We start from the raw sequence: 18,165 nt of genomic DNA, 5'->3' as shown, positions 1-18,165 counted from the left end.
CGTGTCTCCCCGTGAGACAAACTTAGGTATCATGCACTCACCCTTTTTTGGATTTCTACGATGAATGATGACGGCAATTTACTCGTTGACCACGTGTCGCGGAAAATTTGCGACTGTGCCAGGCAGGCGGCCGACAGGCTTATGCAGATCACTTTTTTGTGGTGCGACCGCAAGAGCATCTATGACGGGCACCCGGCTCCGGGTAGCTACTCTGCGTTGCTCGATCGTCCAGAGTCCGGTACGACCATTGTCGATGGCCGTGACATCCTCCAGGTGGCCGGTCTCGATGCCGATAGCGACCGAGCGACGCTCGAGCGGGCATTGCCTGATCGCGACGAAGGGGAGCCGGGCTCGATTGGTCGTCGGATCACAGCAATTCGCCAGATCAACCATGCGGCCGCCATGAAATTGCTTCGGCTGGCGGAGCGAGCACGGTCGTACGAGCCGCGGTCGCACGAGCCGCGGAAGCGACTCTCGCGAGAGGAGATCGTGGAGCGTCTGAACGTAGCAGCCGTGCGTATACGCCTGACGAAGGGCCGGCCGGCCAAAAGCCAACGCGAGCTAGCCGATGAGGCCCAGGTATCGCGGTCGAGCGTAGTGGCTGAGTACTGGCGACAGAACTTCGTCGTGGCGACGGCGCCCAAAGTGATGGAATACCGCGATGACCTATGCGGCATCGAACCTGGGGAGGACGGCGAGGATCTCTGGATCGATGAGATCAAGGAGCTGGAGCGACAGCAGCAACGCGACCTCGCATCGGAAGGCCTGCCGCAGCGGCGGCGGCTCTGACCGGCGCTATCGCCACGCTATCGCCACGAAAAAACCGATTCACCCTGCAAACCACGGTGAATCGGTTTTTTTCTTGCGCCGCTGGGACGAATGGTGTACCCCATCACTCATTCCTGGAGGCGAAGCAATGCAGCAACAGGCCGTACACTTCCTAACACCAGCGAGGATTTCCGAGCTACTCGGCGAGCCCCTGGACCGCGTCACAGACGTAATCGATTCGTGCCCTGACATCAGGCCGGCCGGCATGGCCGACACAACGCCGATCTACAGCCGGCGCTCGCTCGCTCGCATCCGCCATGAAATCAACGCAGCGGATGCGAAAACCGACGGGGGTGACGCATGAAGTCCACCGACCTGCTCACCGAGGACATTCTCACGATGTCTCAGGCGGCCAAGGAGCTGCCCAACCGGCCGAACGTCAGCACGCTATGGCGATGGGCCAACCGCGGCCTCAAAGGCAAGAAGCTGGAGACGCTCCGCATCGGCGGCCGCAACACCGTCACCAGTCGGCAGGCGCTCACACGCTTTCTCGATGCGATCAACGAGTGAGGCCAGCGCATAAAAAAAGCGGCGTCAGCAATCACTGACGCCGCCCCCTTTTCTGGAACACGCGACAGGGCCAGTCGGAGTCCTGTGCGATCCGGACAGGCGTAGCGATCAAAACCACCACGACAGCGACACTCCCAATGGAAGCGGCGTATTCGCCGCCGCGAGACCAGCGCAAAACCACTCGCGCCAGAATCACCTACCCACATCACACGTCATGAGTCTATCCGCGTCGCCGCCGAGCGGCAAGAAAAGATTACAGCGAGTTGGCTTTTTCGCGCCGTCAACGTTCGATGCCACGAAGAAAATCTCATTCACATACACCGACGGCGCACGCTACTTCGTCGGCCTGGTGATGCGGCACTCGGCGACCAGCGACGATGGACTGGCGAGGCTCAACGCTTCGCACCTGCGATCAATAACCGGATCGCGATACAGCAAGCAGATCATCACACCGTTATTGGCCGACGGCACACTCAACCGGAAACCATTCAGTCGGACAGAGCGCAAGTCGTTCGGATATCGCATCGGTGATCGATTCGCGGATGACTCGATCCACTGGACGCCGGCCACATGTCCAAGGATCCGGGATCGACTCACCGAACACTATCGGCGGTGCAGAGACGAGCGAGAGGCGACGTGGGCGCCGATCCACCACGCACTGCGGCAGATGCAGCAATCCTTGCGGATCGATCTCGACGCGGCCCTGACGGACATCAAGGACATGCCGATCGAGTCGCGACTGGGACAGCGACTACTAGTCGAGCAAATCGACCGACGACAAATGAGATACTCGGTTTGCGCACAGGGACGAGCACACAATGGGATCACGTCACTACGTCGAGACCTGAAACGTCACCTCATCGACGACAACGGGGAGAGGCTCGTCGGTGTGGACATCGTCAACAGTCAGCCAGCGATGCTCGCGACACTGCTACGGACACGCAACACCCACCCACCCACACACAGCACCCCACCCCCACCCTTCCACGGATCACTACCATATTACTCTGCGCACCCTTACAACCCGATAGGCGGGGAAACGAGACGAAGTCGGTCGACCGAGCGATACATCGAGTTGGCGTCCACGGGGCGATTGTACGAGGACTTGGTCGAGGGCACCGGCCTGACGCGAGAAGAGTGCAAGTCGCACTTCCTGAAAGACGTCCTGGCGAAGAAGGGACGCTACCAGCGAGCGGCCAAGCCGGACACTCGCTCGGTCGAGAGCTACGTGCGTGAGACGTATCCTGATGTCTTCGCGTTCATTCGCCGCGTCAATGCTGAGGATCACGGCGCACTGATCAGGCTGTTACAGCGTGTCGAGAGCAGTGTGGTGATTCACACAGTGGCGGCACTGCTGGTCGAGCGGTACCCGGACGTGCCGATCCTGACGCTGCACGACGCGGTATACGGGCCCACATCGCACGAGCAAGCGATCTCTGACGCATTCACCGAGTCCTGCCAGCGGCTCGGCATTCAGCTGGTCACCGAGCCGAAGCCGGCGTAATCGCCCCCCCGCGACGGCCGCCGCGCGGTGTTTCGGCGGCCACAAAAGTTGTCTCACCGTGAGGCGCTTTCGCTAACTCAAACAGAGGTTCGCACGATGTCAACGTCCACCGGATGCCCATGCTCAGTCTGCCGCCACCTGCGACGCGTCCCACGGCCACCATCACGGCGTCTGTTGCGCGTCGAGCGTGCCAGCTGGCACTGCGAGCCCACGCCACCCACTCCACGATACGACGGTGATGCCGGCTCCGATTGGATTGCCGACGTCGCCGATGTGCAGCCCCATTTGTCTCACGGTGAGGCGCTTTTGGGAGTGATCGAAGCGGGCAAAGTTTCCCACTTGGATCGACGGGCAAAGTTTCCCACGGCAAGTTGGTTTTTCTAAAACGCCGTAAATCGCCGGGCGAAGTGGCGGGCAAAGTTTCCCACTTTGCGGATCGGTGGGCAAAAGTGTCTCACGGTGAGGCGCTTTTTGGGCATCGAAAACCTGTCTCACGGTGAGGCGCAAAGGCAAATCCGGTCGCGGGCAAAGTTTCCCACCTGGCGATTGGCGGGCAAGGATTTCCCGCGGCTGGGAAGCGGGCAAAGTTTCCCACTTGGGTCGGGTTTTCTCCTCGGGCACGGGTTTTTTGACCCGTTTGGCGTAAATCGCATCCAGGTTCCCTGGGTGGATCCGAGCGAAAAGTGTCTCACGGTGAGGCGCTTTTGGCGGTGATCGCCGCATACAATTCACGCACGGCAACCTACACGAGGCACACATGACAGACGTAATCGGCGGAGTGAGGGTGGACGGCAGCGAGCTATTGATCGCCGGCGCGGCCACGCCCAACCGCGACAGCAGCACACCGATCAACGTATACACCGGCGAGACGATCTCGGTATCGGTGCTGGTCTATGACACCGATGGGACGACTCCGATCGATCTAGACGGCATCGATCTGGCAGTAGCCATCGAGGATGAGCGGTGTCAGCACATCGCCACGGTTGACTCGGACGATATCACGATTGCAGGATCGGACAGCAATCTGGTCGAGTTCACTTTGCCGGCGGCGGTAACATCGAAGCCACGCCTTGCTGGGTACGCGATTCGCGTTGCGAGCGGCGCGAAGTACGTCTACGCGCGGGGGACGATCTATGTCCAGCACGCGCCGGCCGCGGTAGAATAGCGGCGAAAGGGCTTCGCAATTCCAAAAAGGGCACAACGATGGAAATAGATAGGTGGTCAGCTGCCCCAGTGTCCTGCCCGATCGTGGGTCGTTTCGCGATCGGTGCGCATTTCTCCGCGCGGTAATCTCCGGCGAGAGTATCGCGCTCGGCGAACGATTCGGAATTAGCTTGGGCGTCCAGCAGCGCTGGGTCAGGGACGGCCTCGCCCGGCGTGTGCCGTCGATATGCTACCGGTTGGAGCATGAGTGGTACGTCCAGCGGCGTGCACGACTCATGACGATCTCGGAGGCTGCCCTGCGTACCGGCGAGGACGAGTCTGTTGTCCGCTGGCACTACGGCGTGGCTCAGACCGGCCAGATCAACTGGCGGACGCTGCGGGGATGCCCGGTCAGTAGGGCGCAACTCGCGTACCTGGAAGCGTGCGACGCACTGCAAGTGTGGAGGGACGCCCGTGGGACAGCCAGTCGTCGCAGTCGCGTCGATCGCAACGGCGATACATGAGGCCCAGCCGTGGATAGCAGATGGCAGCTCACATGCGCCGACGGCAAACAACCAGCGGCACAGACGGCCTCACAACGCAACGCCAACCAGAACGGCCAAGCGGGCGTGAACACACAGAAGCTCAGAGGGGACGTGGTGGCAGTCGGGCGAGAAAAACGGGTCCTTTCTGGGATCTGGGCGCGATCGATAGCTAAGGGAACAGTCGATTCCACGCATTCATAGGACATCAGGACCTTGGCGAATAAACGGCGTGACCAAAAGAACGAAAGCCAGAACCGTATCAACGCGCAAAAACGCGACATTGGGGATCTGCCGCCGGCGCCAGAGGGCGAGCTTGCCGAGCTGCGACGTCGGTGTGATGAGTCGCTACGGTTCTTCCTGGAATACTGTTTCCCGGCGGCGTTCTTTTTGGGTTGGTCGGATGATCATCTGCGATTGATTGCGGAGATCGAACGTATCGGGATCCGGGGCGGGCTAAAGGCGATCGCGCATCCACGGTCCGGAGGCAAGACTGCGATCCTTGTCCGCGCTCTTCTGTGGCTGATCCTAACGCGTCATCGTCGGTTTGCCGTGATTATCGCGTCGACAGCCAAAAAAGCGAAAGAGCTGCTGACCGGCATCAAGACAATCCTCCTGCACAACCAGTGTCTCCACGAGCTATACCCGCAGGAGTTGCACGCGATCCTGTCTCTTGGGGGCGAGGGCAAGAAAGGGCCAGCGCAAACCAGCAATGGTACGCTAACAGGCGTGGTGTGGAACACCGAACAAATCGGATTCGGTGTGGTCGATGGCTGCCCGTTGAAGGGCGCCGGTATCTCGGCGATCGGCTTGACCAGCGGCAACATCCGGGGGCAACAGTTGGTTTTGCCTGATGGCACAATTTTGCGGCCCGACGTCGTATTGCCTGACGACCCGCAAACTAAGAAATCGGCCAAGTCGCCAAGTCAGAACCAGGAGCGGTACGAGCTGATCATGGGCGACGTGTTGGGCATGGCTGGCCCGTCCAAGGCGATCGCGGCGTTATGCGCCTGCACCGTCATCTACGACGACGACCTGTCATCCCGATTGCTGGACCGAGAGCAGTCTCCCGAGTGGCAGGGTGACACGTGCGCGATGGTCTACGAGTGGCCGGCGAACGAAGAGATCTGGGAAGAGTACCGGGAGATTAGGCACGCCGAATTGCGGATCGGTGGCGACGGATCGGCGGCGAATCAGTTCGTGCGTGACAACTACGAAGAAATGCACACGGGTAGCCGTGTCGGCTGGGAAGCCCGCAAGGGATCACTGGACGAGGATGACGACACTGGTACCGAATGCGTCTCGGCACTTCAGTATGCATACAACCTTCGGTTCCAGGACGAAGCGACTTTCTTCAGCGAGTATCAAAACGCGCCGCTGACGTCCGTGATCGAAAAGCGGTTTGACCTGAAAGCCGATGACCTCGCGGCACGGATCGGCGGCGACAAGCGAAACGTGGTCCCGGCCGAATGCGAAAAGATCACGGCCTTTGCGGACTGTCAGGGAAACGTGTTGTTCTACATCGTGGTTGCGTGGACTTCGACGGGACGTGGTCACGTTATCGACTACGGGACGTACCCCGATCAAAAGAAGAGCTATTTCGCCAAGCGGCAAATTCGGTACACGCTTCAAAAGGCCGCAGACTCCGACATTCTCAATGAGGCGATATACGCCGGATTGGAGGTACTGACGGACCAGCTGCTGACTAGAACCTACAAACGCGGCGACGGCGCTGCAATGCGGATCGATCGCATGGGGATCGATGTTCGGTGGGGACACTCGACACGGGTGATCCGGCGGTTCTGCCGCGAATCTCAACACATCGGCAAGCTGCATCCAATGATGGGGCAGTACATCGGATCGGATAACCGACCGTGGAATTTCTGGACCCACAAAAAGGGAATGCGGCTCGGCGTTCACTGCCGAATGCAACCGCCACCGCAAAGCCAACCGGGTGCCCGCGAGATTCTTGTCGACACGAACTGGTGGAAGTCATGGGCAGCCGAACGGCTCTCAACGGTCAAAGGATCCGACCGCGCTATTCTTCTATTCAAAGCGAGTCCGACAATTCACCGCATGATCGCGGAACACTGGACGGCCGAGGACGCGATCGATCAAGAAGGACGCAACGGCAACGTGGTGACGGAATGGAAGCAATCACACAGCGGCATCGAGAACGACCTGTGGGACTGCCTGATCGGTGCGTCGGTTCTCGCGCACATCGAGGGCATTGCGGTTGAAGACGGCGTCCAGAAGTCCCCCGCGGCCAAAGCAACCACGCGGCCGAAAAAACGGCGTCGAAAAGTTTCCCCCTTAGCTTGCTGAGCAACATGGCAGCCAAACGAACTCGGCCAAAGACGGCCGCAAAGTCCCGAAACACTTACACGCAGGTGGACGTGATCCCGTCGGCGTGTCCCAAGTGCAAGAGTACGAACCGCGGACGGTACCACAACGTCCGCTCGATCAAGTCAGAGGGTGTTTCCCCGAGCGGTCTGCCGTACGCCCGCCTCGTCCTGAGGCGCACTCAGTGCGGGCAGTGCGGACAGCACCGGGTAGACAGATTCTTCGACAACCCGTGAGCCGTCCCGCCCAAAAAGCGCCTCACGGTGAGACACTTTTCGCGGCAAGTGGGAAACTTTGCCCGCCGAAAAACCCGCAAATTCCGGGGCCGATGCGATTGCGACCCCTGAGAGCGAGCCAGCCGAAGCGGGCTTCGACGCGGCGGATGAGGCGTCTGGGCCGGCAGAGCTTATCGGCGGCAAACGGGAAACTTTGCCCGCTTAAAAAGCGCCTCACGGTGAGACAACTTTCCGCGAAAGCCGAAGAGGCATGGCCGGTGGCGGAGCCTACCGACGGCGATGTGGCAAGTTTGCCCGCCGAAAAACCCGTAAATCGCGGGGCCAAACCCAAAGTAACTTCCGAAAGCGGTGCCGCCGAAGCCGGCGATGTCCGACGCCATGGACGAATTACGGTTTCGTGTGGCTGAAACATAGTCGGTGATTCGCGCACCCCAAAAAGCGCCTCACGGTGAGACACTTTTCGCGGCAAGTAACTCCGAGACGCGGACATCACGGTAGGGGGGAATCACGCGACGGCGCGTAGGATCGTCGGCATGAACAGCTACGAGTCTTTACGCGGCATTGAGACGCGTCTTGCCACCATTGACGCAAGACTGGCGTCTGGCATCGAGAGCGTGTCCACCGACGGCACAAGCACCAAGGTCAACTTGGCCAGCTTGCGGCAAGAGCGTGAACGGCTGACGAAACTGCGTGATGGCTTGGTACCGCGGCGCACCCGTCGGCCCGTTGCCTCCCGGATTAGCCTGGGAGGCTTCTGATGCTGGGGACCTTCACCAATCGCGTTACATCGTTTTTCTCCTACGACGCGTTGAATCCCCGCGGCCGACGTCGCGCCATCACGCGCGGTGTGGTCCGTGAGGACCACCACGTACGAGGAACGAAACGCAGGAAGCTGCAAGAGAATGCAGCGGATCTCTGCCGCAATCTGAGTCTTGCGGCGTGGATGGTCCGGCGGCACCTGGACTACGTCTCGGCGTTTGACTTTCACGGCCGCAACGAGGACGAGCAGCTAAACCAACAAATCGAAAGGCTCATGTTGGATGATTCGCGCCCGTCGCGTTCTGACCTATCAGGGCGATTCGGCCGCGAGAAGCTGTTTCGATTGGCAGAGGCCCGGCGAGTCTTGGATGGCGACACTGGCTTAATCAAACTTAACGATGGGCGCCTACAGGGCATCCAAGCGGATCTAATCCGAGATCCTGTCGATATGGGGGCCAGCGAAAACTGGGTAGACGGGATCATGATCGGTCGATTCGGCCGGCCTCTGTCATTTGCCCTGCACCGGCGGGCCAGCAACACATCGGTTGAGTTCGTTCGCCGAGTCAACGCACCGAATGTGATTCATTACGGGTTCTTCGATCGGTATGCCGGCGATCAGGTGCGTGGAGTCTCGCCGCTGGTTTCGGCTCTCAATCCCCTTCGTGACGTCTACGAAAACTTTTCGTACGCACTGGCCAAGGCGAAGGTGTCTCAGCTCTTTGCGTTGGCGTTCTATCGCAATGGCACTGAATCGGCCGGCGAACTTGGCGAGGATGAAGACGGCCCGACTGATGAGAGCACCGGGGACCCTGCTGGTTACAAGGTCGACTTCGGCAGCGGCCCCCAACTTTTGGACTTAGATCCCGGCGACAGAGCTGAGTTTCTCGAATCCAAGCAACCGTCCAGCGAGTTCCAGAAGTTCACGCAGTTGGTGGTCCAGGTCGCGTTGAAGGCGTTGGACATTCCATACTCGTTTTATGACGAGTCTCATACGAACTTCTTCGGCAGCCGAGCGGCGTGGCTGCACTACGAACGGTCGTGCAAAGACAAGCGAGACGACCAGATCGAAATGCGGCGGAACTACACCGTCTGGAAGATCGCCGGATGGGTCCGTGACGGACGGCTGACGCTGCCCCGTGGCATGCGTGTTCTTGACGTCGCGTTTGAGTGGGTGCCCCGTGGGATGCCGTGGTGGGATCCCAGCAAAGAGATTCGCGGACACGTGGCTGCGATCAAAGGTGCGCTGGACAACCCGCAACGAATCTGCCGTTCGACTGGCACCGACCTCTACGACAACATCGATCAAATCGCGAAAGCACGCGAGTACGCGGCATCCAAAGGTGTGTCGCTGGAGTACGCGATGGAACCGGAAGCAATCCAAGTAATCGAGACAGACCAATGACAAAGACAATGGACCCACCGGCAAAACAGTACGCACGATTCGGACGCGCAGACGGTGCAGACCCGGTGATCGACCGAGCCGGTGGCAAGTATGGCGCGGGCATCATCCGTGGCGTATCGCTTGCGGCCGTTGGTGAGGCGTTGGGCCACGAGATGTGGCTCGACCAGATCACCATCGAGCAGGTAGCGGAGTACGCACAGGGCAAGGCCGAGACCGGGCTCAAGTGTCGCTTCACTCATCCCGGTTTGTGCTCCGACGGCATGGGTCGTCACCTTGGTCGCCTGATGGACGTCAGGGTCGAGGGTGAAAAAGCCGTGGGCGATTTGCACTTTGCAGAGAGCGCTCACAGCACGCCTGACGGTGATCTCGCCGAGTACGTGATGCTGCTGACCGATGAAGACCCGGCCGCCGCTGGGCTGTCGATCGTGTTTCATCACGATTTCGAATCAGAGGACGCGTTTGGCGAGGCGCACCAAGAGGACTACGAGTATGAGGACCGTCACGGGCGCACCGTCAAAACCAAACGATTCAAAAGCCCGGACGATCGCAACGAACACGGATACCCACACGTGCGGCTCTCAGAGCTGCGCGCTGCCGACGTGGTCGACGAGCCAGCGGCCAACCCTGACGGTCTGTTTGATCGTTCGCCGTTGGCCCGTCAGGCAGACGAATTTCTCAGCTACGCCGCTGGTATCAGCGACACCAAGCCCCAGTCATCGGCATTCGATGTCGATGGCGACCGGGCGTCCCAATTCTTTGCCCATTGGCTCAGTAGCCACGGGCTTTCCCTTGTTTCAGAAACGGAGCTAGCCGCCATGGCAAAGACCGAAACGCCGGACGCACCGGCAGCCCCAGAAGTGACGCGAGAATCACTGCTCGCTGAACAGAAGCGATACACGGACAAGTTCGGTGCCGAAGACGGCGTCAACTGGTTTACCGACGGCAAGAGCTACGAAGAGGCGTTGGAACTGTTCTGCGACAAGCAGGCGGCGGCGCTCATCGAAGCTCAAGGGTCGCTGAGCGAGGCTCAGGAAAAGCTTTCGTCGATCAACCTTGGCGAAGAGCACCCGATCGAGACTCACCCCGGTGATGAATCGAAGAAGGTCAGCTTCGCGGAGTACACGCGGGCACGCAAAAACTGACCCGTCGATAGCGGGCATTCACAACAAACCACTTTTGAACCAAGGAAAATCGAACGATGGCTAACGCATTCGTCACCACAACCGAGCTGTTGCAACTGGGCGACGGCAACATCTCCGACATCGAAGTTTCGGAACTGCTGGAGGACGCGCCACTATTGGCGGCACTCTCAGCAATCGAAGCGTCCAACGACACCAGCCACGAGTGGTTGAAGAAAACCGCGGCGCCCACGACGGGCTTCCGTGCGATCAACGACGGCCGCGAAAACAAGAAGGCCACGTACACCAAGGTCGTCAAGGCGCTCAAGCTGTTCGACGCCGGGTTCTCGATCGATATGGGACTCCTGAAGTCCAAGAACGGTGACGCGCTGCGAACCCGTGAAGCCAAAGATCACTTGATGGCAGCCTTCGCGGACTTCGAAAAGCAAATCGTTTACGGCACCGGCCAAGACGCGGATGGCTTTGGGGGCTTCGCCAATGAAACGACGTGCGACGACTCGGACGATTCGATGGTCATCAACGCCGCTGGCACAACCGCCAACACGGCTTCGTCCGTCTGGGCCATCCGAATCGGTGAGCCCGCTGTGAGCGTCGTGTACGGTGCCAACGGGCGGATCGAGATCGGCGAAGAGTTCCCGACCGTGCTGGATGGATCTGCAACCGGCGTCTACGACGCGATGCGAACCCCGATCCTGTTCTACGGCGGCCTGCAAATCTCGACGACATTAGACTTGGGGCGGATCTGCAACCTGACCGCCGACAGCGGCAAGGGACTCACCGATGACCTGTTGTCCGAGTTGTTCGCCCTGTTCCCGGCGGGACGCAAGCCCAACGCATTCGCGATGAGCCGACGCAGCCAAAAACAGTTGCAACAGTCGCGAACCGCGACCAATGCCACTGGGGCTGAGGCACCGTTCCCGACGGAGGCGCACGGCGTGCCAATCGTCGTGACGGATCAGATCACCGACACCGAGGCGCTCCTCACGGTAGCCGCGTAAGCCGATGTCACTGATCGATGATGCATTGTCGTTACACGCGGACGTCCTGGAGGGCGCCGCAGGGGAGGCCGTGACGTATCAGTTCGGTGATCTCACCATCGCCATCGAACAGGCGGTGCGTGGACAGTCCCGGTTTGATGCGGTGCAGTCTGACGGCGATGTGTACACCGAGGTCCGCACGGTCGATTGGATCGTTCGCCGGGCACTGATGATCGATCCGGACACAGAGGAGACCGTTGAGCCCAGCGTGGGCGCGACGATCACTGATGTGGGCGGGGCGGTCTACGACGTGATCCCCAGTCTGAACCCCACGGGCTGGCGATGGTCGGACGCACGACGCGTCTCGTACCGAATCCACACGACGTTACGACAGAGCGCTAGCTGACCATGGACGCCCAATACTTTCGACGATCGAGATTCCGCGACAACCTCGCGGTGTTGCTTCAGAGCGGGTTTGAGGACGAGACGGTAGAGACCTGCCTGATCGTTGATTACTCGCGTGAGGAGATCGAGGAGTACGAAAACAAACGGCTGATCGTCGTCCGGAACGGAACGCAATCGATCGATGCCAGCGAGGGCGCGGTCAATGAACGAATCATCGTTGTTGAGGTGGGAGTGTTAGGAAACCTCTCGCCGCTGCAACAGGGCGCCGGGAAAACCAAAAGCGATTTCCGGCAACAACGAAAAGAAGAAGCCGACGAGCTGGACGCGTTGGCGCAAGAGATCATCGAGCTATGGTCACCGACTGGGCAGATGACGAAGCTCGGGAGCGAAAACTTTGCGTTCAGGTCGCTTGATAGCGTCACGTTGGATGTTGATCGTCTTTACAACTCAAATGTTTACCTCTCCCTGATTCGCCTCAGCTACTACGACACTCTCGACCGAACCAACCCTTAACCATCACCCCCGATCGCGGGCGCCGCTCGCGTGAAAACAAAAGGACCGATAGTCATGGCAACAATCACTGATCCGGTAGCAGCACAGTTCGGCAAGCTGACCCGAGGCGGGTACAGCGGACGCGAGCAGAAGATGTATTACGACAAAACGCTTCTGAGCGGCGGGTACACCGATGACTCACTGAGCGATGAGGCAGCCGCATGGGTCGAAATCCCGCACCGGAATCTTCAGTACACAGACGGCCCCGGATTGGGGAGTGTCGAAATTGGAGACTACAACTTCAACACACCTGGGTTCTCAGGTTTTAGCGGCAGTTTCGAGTACGTTCGCAAACGTTCGGCCGACGCTGTCTACGCTGCGTTGAAGAGCGCACAGCGAAACGGCACCCTGATGAGGATTCTGATCCTGTCAGACGAGTTGTCGGTGGCAAACGCTCGCGGTGTGGTCGCGCCCGTGTTGTTTGGGGAAACACCGAACGGCGGCAACGGTGCTGACCCGGTGTTGACCACATTCAATTTCGGCATGGCGGAAGCCATCGACGAATTGGGGAATCTGGAGACGGATCAAGACGTCGTCGTTGCGACCGGCGGAACCGATCCGGTTTCCGCGTAGCCCGCTCCTGACAGTACCCCTGACCGTCACCGCCAACCGGAGAACTGGAATGGCAAAAGAACGCAAAGTCGCCACCGTCAGTCCACACGTGGAGGTTGAAATCTGGCGACTCAGCCAACTGGCGAAGCGCATCGGCGACAGCGCCACCGTGGCGCGGATCGACCGTCTGACGAAAGACATGTTGCCCGGCCAAACCATCTGGATTGGCGGGGCGCTCTATCAGTCATTCGAGGACGCAGCGAACACGCCGAAGCAATCCCCCCCAAGCGATCAAGAACAGGAACCGAATGAAAACGTTTAAGGACAACATGGGTCAGCAGTGGACCGTCGCCCTGTCGCTTCAGCGTGTCCGCGCGATCAGGGAGCGTATCGGAATCGATTTGTTCCACCCGACGCAGTATCAGTACCTGATCTCGTCTCTGACGGAGCGTCTGACGTATCTGTTCCTCTTGTGCGAAGAGCAAGCCAAGGAGGCGAGCATCGGCGCGGACGAATTTGAACAGCGACTCTATGGAGATGGGTTTGCCGATCAGGCGTCCATCGCGTTACTCGCGGAGACGGAAAATTTTTTCCAGAAGTTAGGCCAAACCGCGATGGCGATTCTCGCTCGGAAGCAGATCGAATCGATCAAAGCTGGGCAGGAGCGTTTGCTGGAATTGATCGACTCCGGCGAATTCGAGAGGCAGCTAGACGAGGGGACAGCGGCCGTATTGTCGATGATCCCCGAGCCGACCAAACCGCAACCGAGCAGTGGCAGTGGGTCGCAGAACTCAGCGCCATCGCCAGAGTAGATCCTTGGCCATGGACCCTCCGGGAGTTGCACGCGGCAGCGGTTGAGGCGCGGAAGCAGAACTGGGACCCGGCAGCGCGAATGATGGCGGTGCTGGGCAACCAAGGTAAATCCATGCTCGACTTTCACCCGTACCGCGACGCGTCAGACTTCCAATGATCGGACTCGACTTCAAAGTTTCAAAAGCCAACTTCTTCGATTCGGACAAGATCCGGAATCAGCTGGAGAGCAAAGAGCGCCGGGCGCTTTCGCGTGTTGGGTCGTACATCCGTCGGCGCATGCGTTCTAAGATTCGGAAACGCAGGCGACCGAGTAAGCCAGGGCAGCCTCCATCGGCACACACGACCGGGTTTGCATCGCTGCGAACGATTCTGTTTGCCTATGACCAACAGCAACACTCAGTCGTCGTCGGTCCCGTTCTGTTGAACAAGCGGCAATCGTTGATCGAACCGGTCGACGGGACGGTGCCCGGAACTCTGGAGATCGGCGGAACGATCCGCATTCCAGAGGAAAGCTACGACGGGTCGACCTGGTACGCAATCACGCGCCGCAGTCGTCCATCAAGCCGCAAGAAAAAGCGTATCCGTACAGCGAGGGTCGAGCCACGTCCATTCTCCGGCGTGTCGCTGGAAGAAGAGGTCGAAGCGGGAACCATCCCGACAGAATGGCACGGAATCCTCAATTAAGGGCACAGAATGAACAGACGAGGAATCAAAGCGGGCGACGCATTCGTTGAGGTTTCAATTCGCGATCGCCTGGAACAGGGCATCCGTGGAATGCAGGGCCGTATCAATCGGTTCGCGGGTTCCGTTGGTCGACTCGGTGGAATCTTGACTGCGTCGTCGCTGGCGAGCGCCGGAGTGTTCGGTGCGTTGGCTAAGACATTCGCGTCCACTGGCGACGAAATCGACAAGATGAGCGCACGGACGGGCGTGGCGGTTCAGACGCTCTCGGGGCTGGGGTTCGCCGCGGAGCAGTCAGGGGCGAACCTGGGGGCGGTTGAACGTTCGATGTTTGGACTGTCGCGTTCGATGCTGGATCTGTCTCGTGGATCCGGTGAGGCTGTGGACGCCTACGGACGCTTGGGAATCACATTTCAGGATGTTAACGGCCTGTCCCCGGAAGATCAGTTGCTGAAAGTCGCTGACGGCTTAGCCGCCGTCGAGGACACGTCTTTGCGTGGCGCATTGGCTCAGAAGATCTTTGGGCGTGCTGGTCGGGAAATGCTTCCCTTGCTCGCGTTGGGGGCTGAGGGCATCCGGGGCTTAATCGACGAGGCCGATTCACTCGGTCGGGTGCTGAGCGAAGACGACACCAAGGCGGCAGCCGAATTGACGGACGCAATGAACCGCGTTCAGTCGGTCATCAAATCAGTCACGCTGACGATCGGCGGAGCACTCGCCCCCGCGTTCACCGACATCGCAAATACTGTGTCCGACGCGTCGAAATTCTTGGTTGGGTTCGCCCGAGAGAATGAGGGCGTGGTGCGTGGTGTCTTTGCGTTGATCGCCACTGTCGGACTTGCCGGTGGTGGCCTGTTGGCATTTGCCGGAGCGGCGAAGATTGCTGCGATTGGTTTAGGCTTGGTCACTGGTGCGATGTCGCTTGCGAGTTTCGTCTCCGGAGCAGCGTCGGCGCTTCTCGGTATTTTCGAAGCGGTGGTGCTGTCGGTTTCCGGGGCGATGGCGTTTGCAACCGGTACGACTGCCGGGCTTGCTGCTGGGATGACGCTGCTAGCTGCGGCGGAGGCTGCCAACGCGACGGTGGCGGCGTTCTTGACTGGTGTCTACACCGCGCTGGGAGGCATTGCCGCTGTACTCACTGGAGAGATCGCACTCGGTACGGTAGCGATGGGGATTTTTAGCGCTGTTGCCGCTGCGGCTGGCACCGCTGTCTCGATCGCATTCGCGCCGATCACGCTTATCATCCTCGGCGTCACGGCTGCCATAGGCGTTCTCGTTGGAATGATGGCGATCGCAGCGGTAAAGGCGTTCAACTTCGCCGGGACGTTCGACGTCATAAAAGGAGCCCTTGGGGGCGTCGCCGACACGTTTTCGCAAGTTTTCGACACAATTCGCGCGGTGATCGGTTCGGGCGATACAGAGCAGCTCTCACGAGCCCTGTGGGCGTCTATCAGGCTCATCTGGTATCGGGGCATACAAGGAGCCGTCTCACTTTCGAAAACCGCGTTTGTCGGGTTCCTCGGATTCGTCAAACGATTCTTTGGGGAGCTGATTTCGATCTCTCTCGACAGTGTCGGTATCCTCGTGGACATGTTTATCCGCCCGTGGAAGATCTTGGACCGCATCCAAGGCATCGTCGGCAAAATTTCAAACATCGGTGGCAGTTTCGACATCAGTGCGAACGTCGAAGGCGCAGAGGCTGAACTGGCGGCGATCCGGCAATCACTGGCAGCCGATGAGGAACGAACGGGAGAAGCCGAAAAGCGTAAAGGCATCCTTGATTCGCTGACCGGTCTGGCAGCGCCGGGCGCCGATGACGGTGCGGATGACGCCGAAGCGATCGCCCAGCGCCGTGACGATCTGTTGAAATCGCGATTGGCGGCGCTGGAACAAGAGCGGATTGCGATCACTCAGGGCAAGGATGCTGCCGAAGATTCCGCAATCCGAAGCATGGATCTGGAAAAACAGCAGATCGAATTGTTGCTTAAGAGAACGCGAGCCCTGCGTGATCTGAAGAAACAACAGGAGCAAACCCAAAAGCGGCAAGACGAACGAGTCGACGCGGTATTTGAGCGCGCGGGCCAGTTGTCCGATCAGGGTGTGGGGCCATCTGAGGTGTTCGCCCGAGTATCAAGACAGATTGATGCTGATCTGGCTGCGGGCATCATCGATGACGACGACGCAGCGAAAGCCAAAGAACGCGCGAGAGGCGAGCGGGATCAAGCTGCTGATCAGTTACGGCGCGAGGCCGAGGCGATCGCGGAGGCGATGAAGACCGCCCACGAGAAACTCCAGGACGAAGTAGACCGAATCAGATTCCTGGAAAAACAGGGTGTATTGGATCCGAAAATTGCTGACAGCGCCGAGAAGGCATCCCGAAAGGATTTCGCAGATCAACAAGAACAGATCCGCATTGCCAAAGAGCAAGAGGAAGAGCGGATCAAGCAGGAGTCGCAACGGCCAGAACGCGCAAGATCGGATTTCAGAGCCCCAGAGCTGTCCACGACGTCGGGCTTTGCCGTTGGGGCTCAATCACTCAATGCGTTTGGAAGCGTGCAGGAGCGGCAGCTAGAGAAGCTCTCAGCGATTGCGACCAATACGAAAGTGCTAACCAAGAAACAAGGCGGGTACGCTGAATAATGGCAACGATCACTGACCCAGTCGCATCAAGCTTTGGGAATCTCAATTCCGACCTGGATGATGGAGTCTACAACGACGTCATCGTCAAAAACGGCCTCTACATCACCGAGTTGCGCGGTCGATCCGGAGCGAGCACCCGCAGCTCGGGACGCGCGAGCCGGACGTGGAAAGTGCAGGGCGACAGCAGCCCTCAGACTTGCCGCGCTGCGTTGCTTGCTGCTGGTGACGATGGGAGTTTGGCCGACCTGTATACGTACGACAATCTGAATCTTCAGGAGGTCTCGTACGACAACCAATTTTTGAACGGCTGGGAACTCACCGGCGACTACAGCGACACGCCGCTGGTGGGAGGTAGCCTGAAGGTCAGCGTGTCGACGACCGGCGCGACGATCAAACTTTATCAGTCGACCAATGAGCGAGTTTATCCAGCGTTCGCGGGAGACCCCGCTACCGCTCAACCGTGTCGCTACTTCCGGGGTGCGATCGATGTGCAGCCGGAAGGCGATCGAATGTCCCCACGGGGATCGGACATCGTTATCCCGACTCTCCGGGTAAACGTCACGGGTCGGATTGCGTACGAGTACGTCGACACCGAGATCGAGTATTCCAAAATACTGGCTCGACTGACTGGGACGGTCAATCAGAATTGGCAGTTTCAAAAACCCGATGGTGTCGGTGGATTCGTAACCGGGACGGGCTTCGCTCCCGGTGAGCTGCTGTTTCTCGGCGCAGACGGTGACATTATCGCAGACAAAGACCCGCTGCTGACGTTCAGTTTCTTGGCATCGCCGAATCTGGACAACGTAACGATCGGAACGATTCCGGGCGTAACCAAAAAGGGCCACGAGGTGGGTTGGTTCTCTTTCAAACAGATGCTGGACGACGTGGCCGGGCCAACCGATGACGGCGCGGCTGGCGGAAACAGCAAACGCAGTGTCGTTGTGGTCGAAGGGTACCACGTTCACACCGTCTACGCGGCAGCGGATTGGGATGACCTCGCTTTAGCAAAAGCCCCCAGCTAGGACCAACCAGTGAAAGTACCGAGAAACATACCACTGGTGAAAGCTGGCGATCAGCCTTCTGCAAGTCATCAGAATCGATTGATCCAACAGGTCGTGGCCAATGCGTCCGCGATCACG

General features: G+C 59.3%; 18 protein-coding genes. All 18 read left to right on the top strand.

Going from position 1 to position 18,165, the window contains the following annotated elements:
- Window positions 1–60: 60 nt before the first annotated feature.
- The 18 genes from Enr13x_RS20200 (at window position 61) to Enr13x_RS20115 (ending at window position 18,048) form a co-directional block, all read left to right on the top strand.
- A complete protein-coding gene (locus tag Enr13x_RS20200) occupies window positions 61–789 on the top strand; it encodes a hypothetical protein (RefSeq protein ID WP_145388735.1) in 729 nt (242 codons plus the stop codon).
- 339 nt (window positions 790–1,128) lie between these two features.
- A complete protein-coding gene (locus tag Enr13x_RS20195; RefSeq protein ID WP_145388734.1) occupies window positions 1,129–1,338 on the top strand; it encodes a DUF1580 domain-containing protein in 210 nt (69 codons plus the stop codon).
- Between the two features lie 214 nt (window positions 1,339–1,552).
- Window positions 1,553–2,842 carry a hypothetical protein gene (locus Enr13x_RS20190; protein ID WP_145388733.1) on the top strand — a complete coding sequence of 430 codons (1,290 nt, stop codon included), beginning with the start codon at window positions 1,553–1,555 and terminating at the stop codon, window positions 2,840–2,842.
- Between the two features lie 757 nt (window positions 2,843–3,599).
- The gene (locus Enr13x_RS20185) at window positions 3,600–4,007 is read left to right on the top strand and encodes a hypothetical protein (RefSeq protein WP_145388732.1); all 408 of its coding nucleotides are present in this window, start codon (window positions 3,600–3,602) and stop codon (window positions 4,005–4,007) included.
- A 274-nt stretch (window positions 4,008–4,281) separates the two neighbouring features.
- Window positions 4,282–4,509, top strand: a complete 228-nt coding sequence (locus Enr13x_RS20180; protein ID WP_145388731.1) for a hypothetical protein — start codon at window positions 4,282–4,284, stop codon at window positions 4,507–4,509.
- 234 nt (window positions 4,510–4,743) lie between these two features.
- The gene (locus tag Enr13x_RS20175; protein ID WP_145388730.1) at window positions 4,744–6,852 is read left to right on the top strand and encodes a terminase gpA endonuclease subunit; all 2,109 of its coding nucleotides are present in this window, start codon (window positions 4,744–4,746) and stop codon (window positions 6,850–6,852) included.
- 787 nt (window positions 6,853–7,639) lie between these two features.
- A complete protein-coding gene (locus tag Enr13x_RS20170; RefSeq protein WP_145388729.1) occupies window positions 7,640–7,864 on the top strand; it encodes a hypothetical protein in 225 nt (74 codons plus the stop codon).
- The gene (locus Enr13x_RS20165; RefSeq protein ID WP_145388728.1) at window positions 7,864–9,267 is read left to right on the top strand and encodes a phage portal protein; all 1,404 of its coding nucleotides are present in this window, start codon (window positions 7,864–7,866) and stop codon (window positions 9,265–9,267) included. The genes Enr13x_RS20170 and Enr13x_RS20165 overlap by 1 nt, the downstream gene beginning before the upstream one ends.
- Window positions 9,264–10,409, top strand: a complete 1,146-nt coding sequence (locus Enr13x_RS20160) for a hypothetical protein (protein ID WP_145388727.1) — start codon at window positions 9,264–9,266, stop codon at window positions 10,407–10,409. The genes Enr13x_RS20165 and Enr13x_RS20160 overlap by 4 nt, the downstream gene beginning before the upstream one ends.
- A 56-nt stretch (window positions 10,410–10,465) precedes the next feature.
- Window positions 10,466–11,404, top strand: coding sequence for a major capsid protein (locus tag Enr13x_RS20155; protein WP_145388726.1), 939 nt, complete (start codon window positions 10,466–10,468; stop codon window positions 11,402–11,404).
- Between the two features lie 4 nt (window positions 11,405–11,408).
- Window positions 11,409–11,789 carry a hypothetical protein gene (locus tag Enr13x_RS20150; RefSeq protein WP_145388725.1) on the top strand — a complete coding sequence of 127 codons (381 nt, stop codon included), beginning with the start codon at window positions 11,409–11,411 and terminating at the stop codon, window positions 11,787–11,789.
- A gap of 2 nt (window positions 11,790–11,791) precedes the next feature.
- Window positions 11,792–12,301 carry a hypothetical protein gene (locus tag Enr13x_RS20145; protein WP_145388724.1) on the top strand — a complete coding sequence of 170 codons (510 nt, stop codon included), beginning with the start codon at window positions 11,792–11,794 and terminating at the stop codon, window positions 12,299–12,301.
- A gap of 54 nt (window positions 12,302–12,355) precedes the next feature.
- Window positions 12,356–12,913, top strand: a complete 558-nt coding sequence (locus tag Enr13x_RS20140) for a hypothetical protein (RefSeq protein WP_145388723.1) — start codon at window positions 12,356–12,358, stop codon at window positions 12,911–12,913.
- Between the two features lie 49 nt (window positions 12,914–12,962).
- Window positions 12,963–13,214 carry a hypothetical protein gene (locus tag Enr13x_RS20135; RefSeq protein ID WP_145388722.1) on the top strand — a complete coding sequence of 84 codons (252 nt, stop codon included), beginning with the start codon at window positions 12,963–12,965 and terminating at the stop codon, window positions 13,212–13,214.
- Window positions 13,201–13,704 carry a hypothetical protein gene (locus tag Enr13x_RS20130; RefSeq protein WP_145388721.1) on the top strand — a complete coding sequence of 168 codons (504 nt, stop codon included), beginning with the start codon at window positions 13,201–13,203 and terminating at the stop codon, window positions 13,702–13,704. The genes Enr13x_RS20135 and Enr13x_RS20130 overlap by 14 nt, the downstream gene beginning before the upstream one ends.
- Before the next feature lie 277 nt (window positions 13,705–13,981).
- Entirely contained in the window at window positions 13,982–14,389 is a 408-nt protein-coding gene (locus Enr13x_RS20125) for a hypothetical protein (protein WP_145388720.1), read from the top strand.
- Window positions 14,390–14,398: 9 nt separating this feature from the next.
- Window positions 14,399–17,026 carry a hypothetical protein gene (locus Enr13x_RS20120; protein WP_145388719.1) on the top strand — a complete coding sequence of 876 codons (2,628 nt, stop codon included), beginning with the start codon at window positions 14,399–14,401 and terminating at the stop codon, window positions 17,024–17,026.
- Window positions 17,026–18,048, top strand: coding sequence for a hypothetical protein (locus tag Enr13x_RS20115; RefSeq protein ID WP_145388718.1), 1,023 nt, complete (start codon window positions 17,026–17,028; stop codon window positions 18,046–18,048). Before Enr13x_RS20120 ends, Enr13x_RS20115 begins: the two co-directional genes overlap by 1 nt.
- Window positions 18,049–18,165: the final 117 nt, after the last annotated feature.

Source organism: Stieleria neptunia, assembly GCF_007754155.1.
In the GTDB taxonomy this organism is placed as follows: domain Bacteria; phylum Planctomycetota; class Planctomycetia; order Pirellulales; family Pirellulaceae; genus Stieleria; species Stieleria neptunia.
This window is presented reverse-complemented; position numbering and strand designations above follow the sequence as displayed.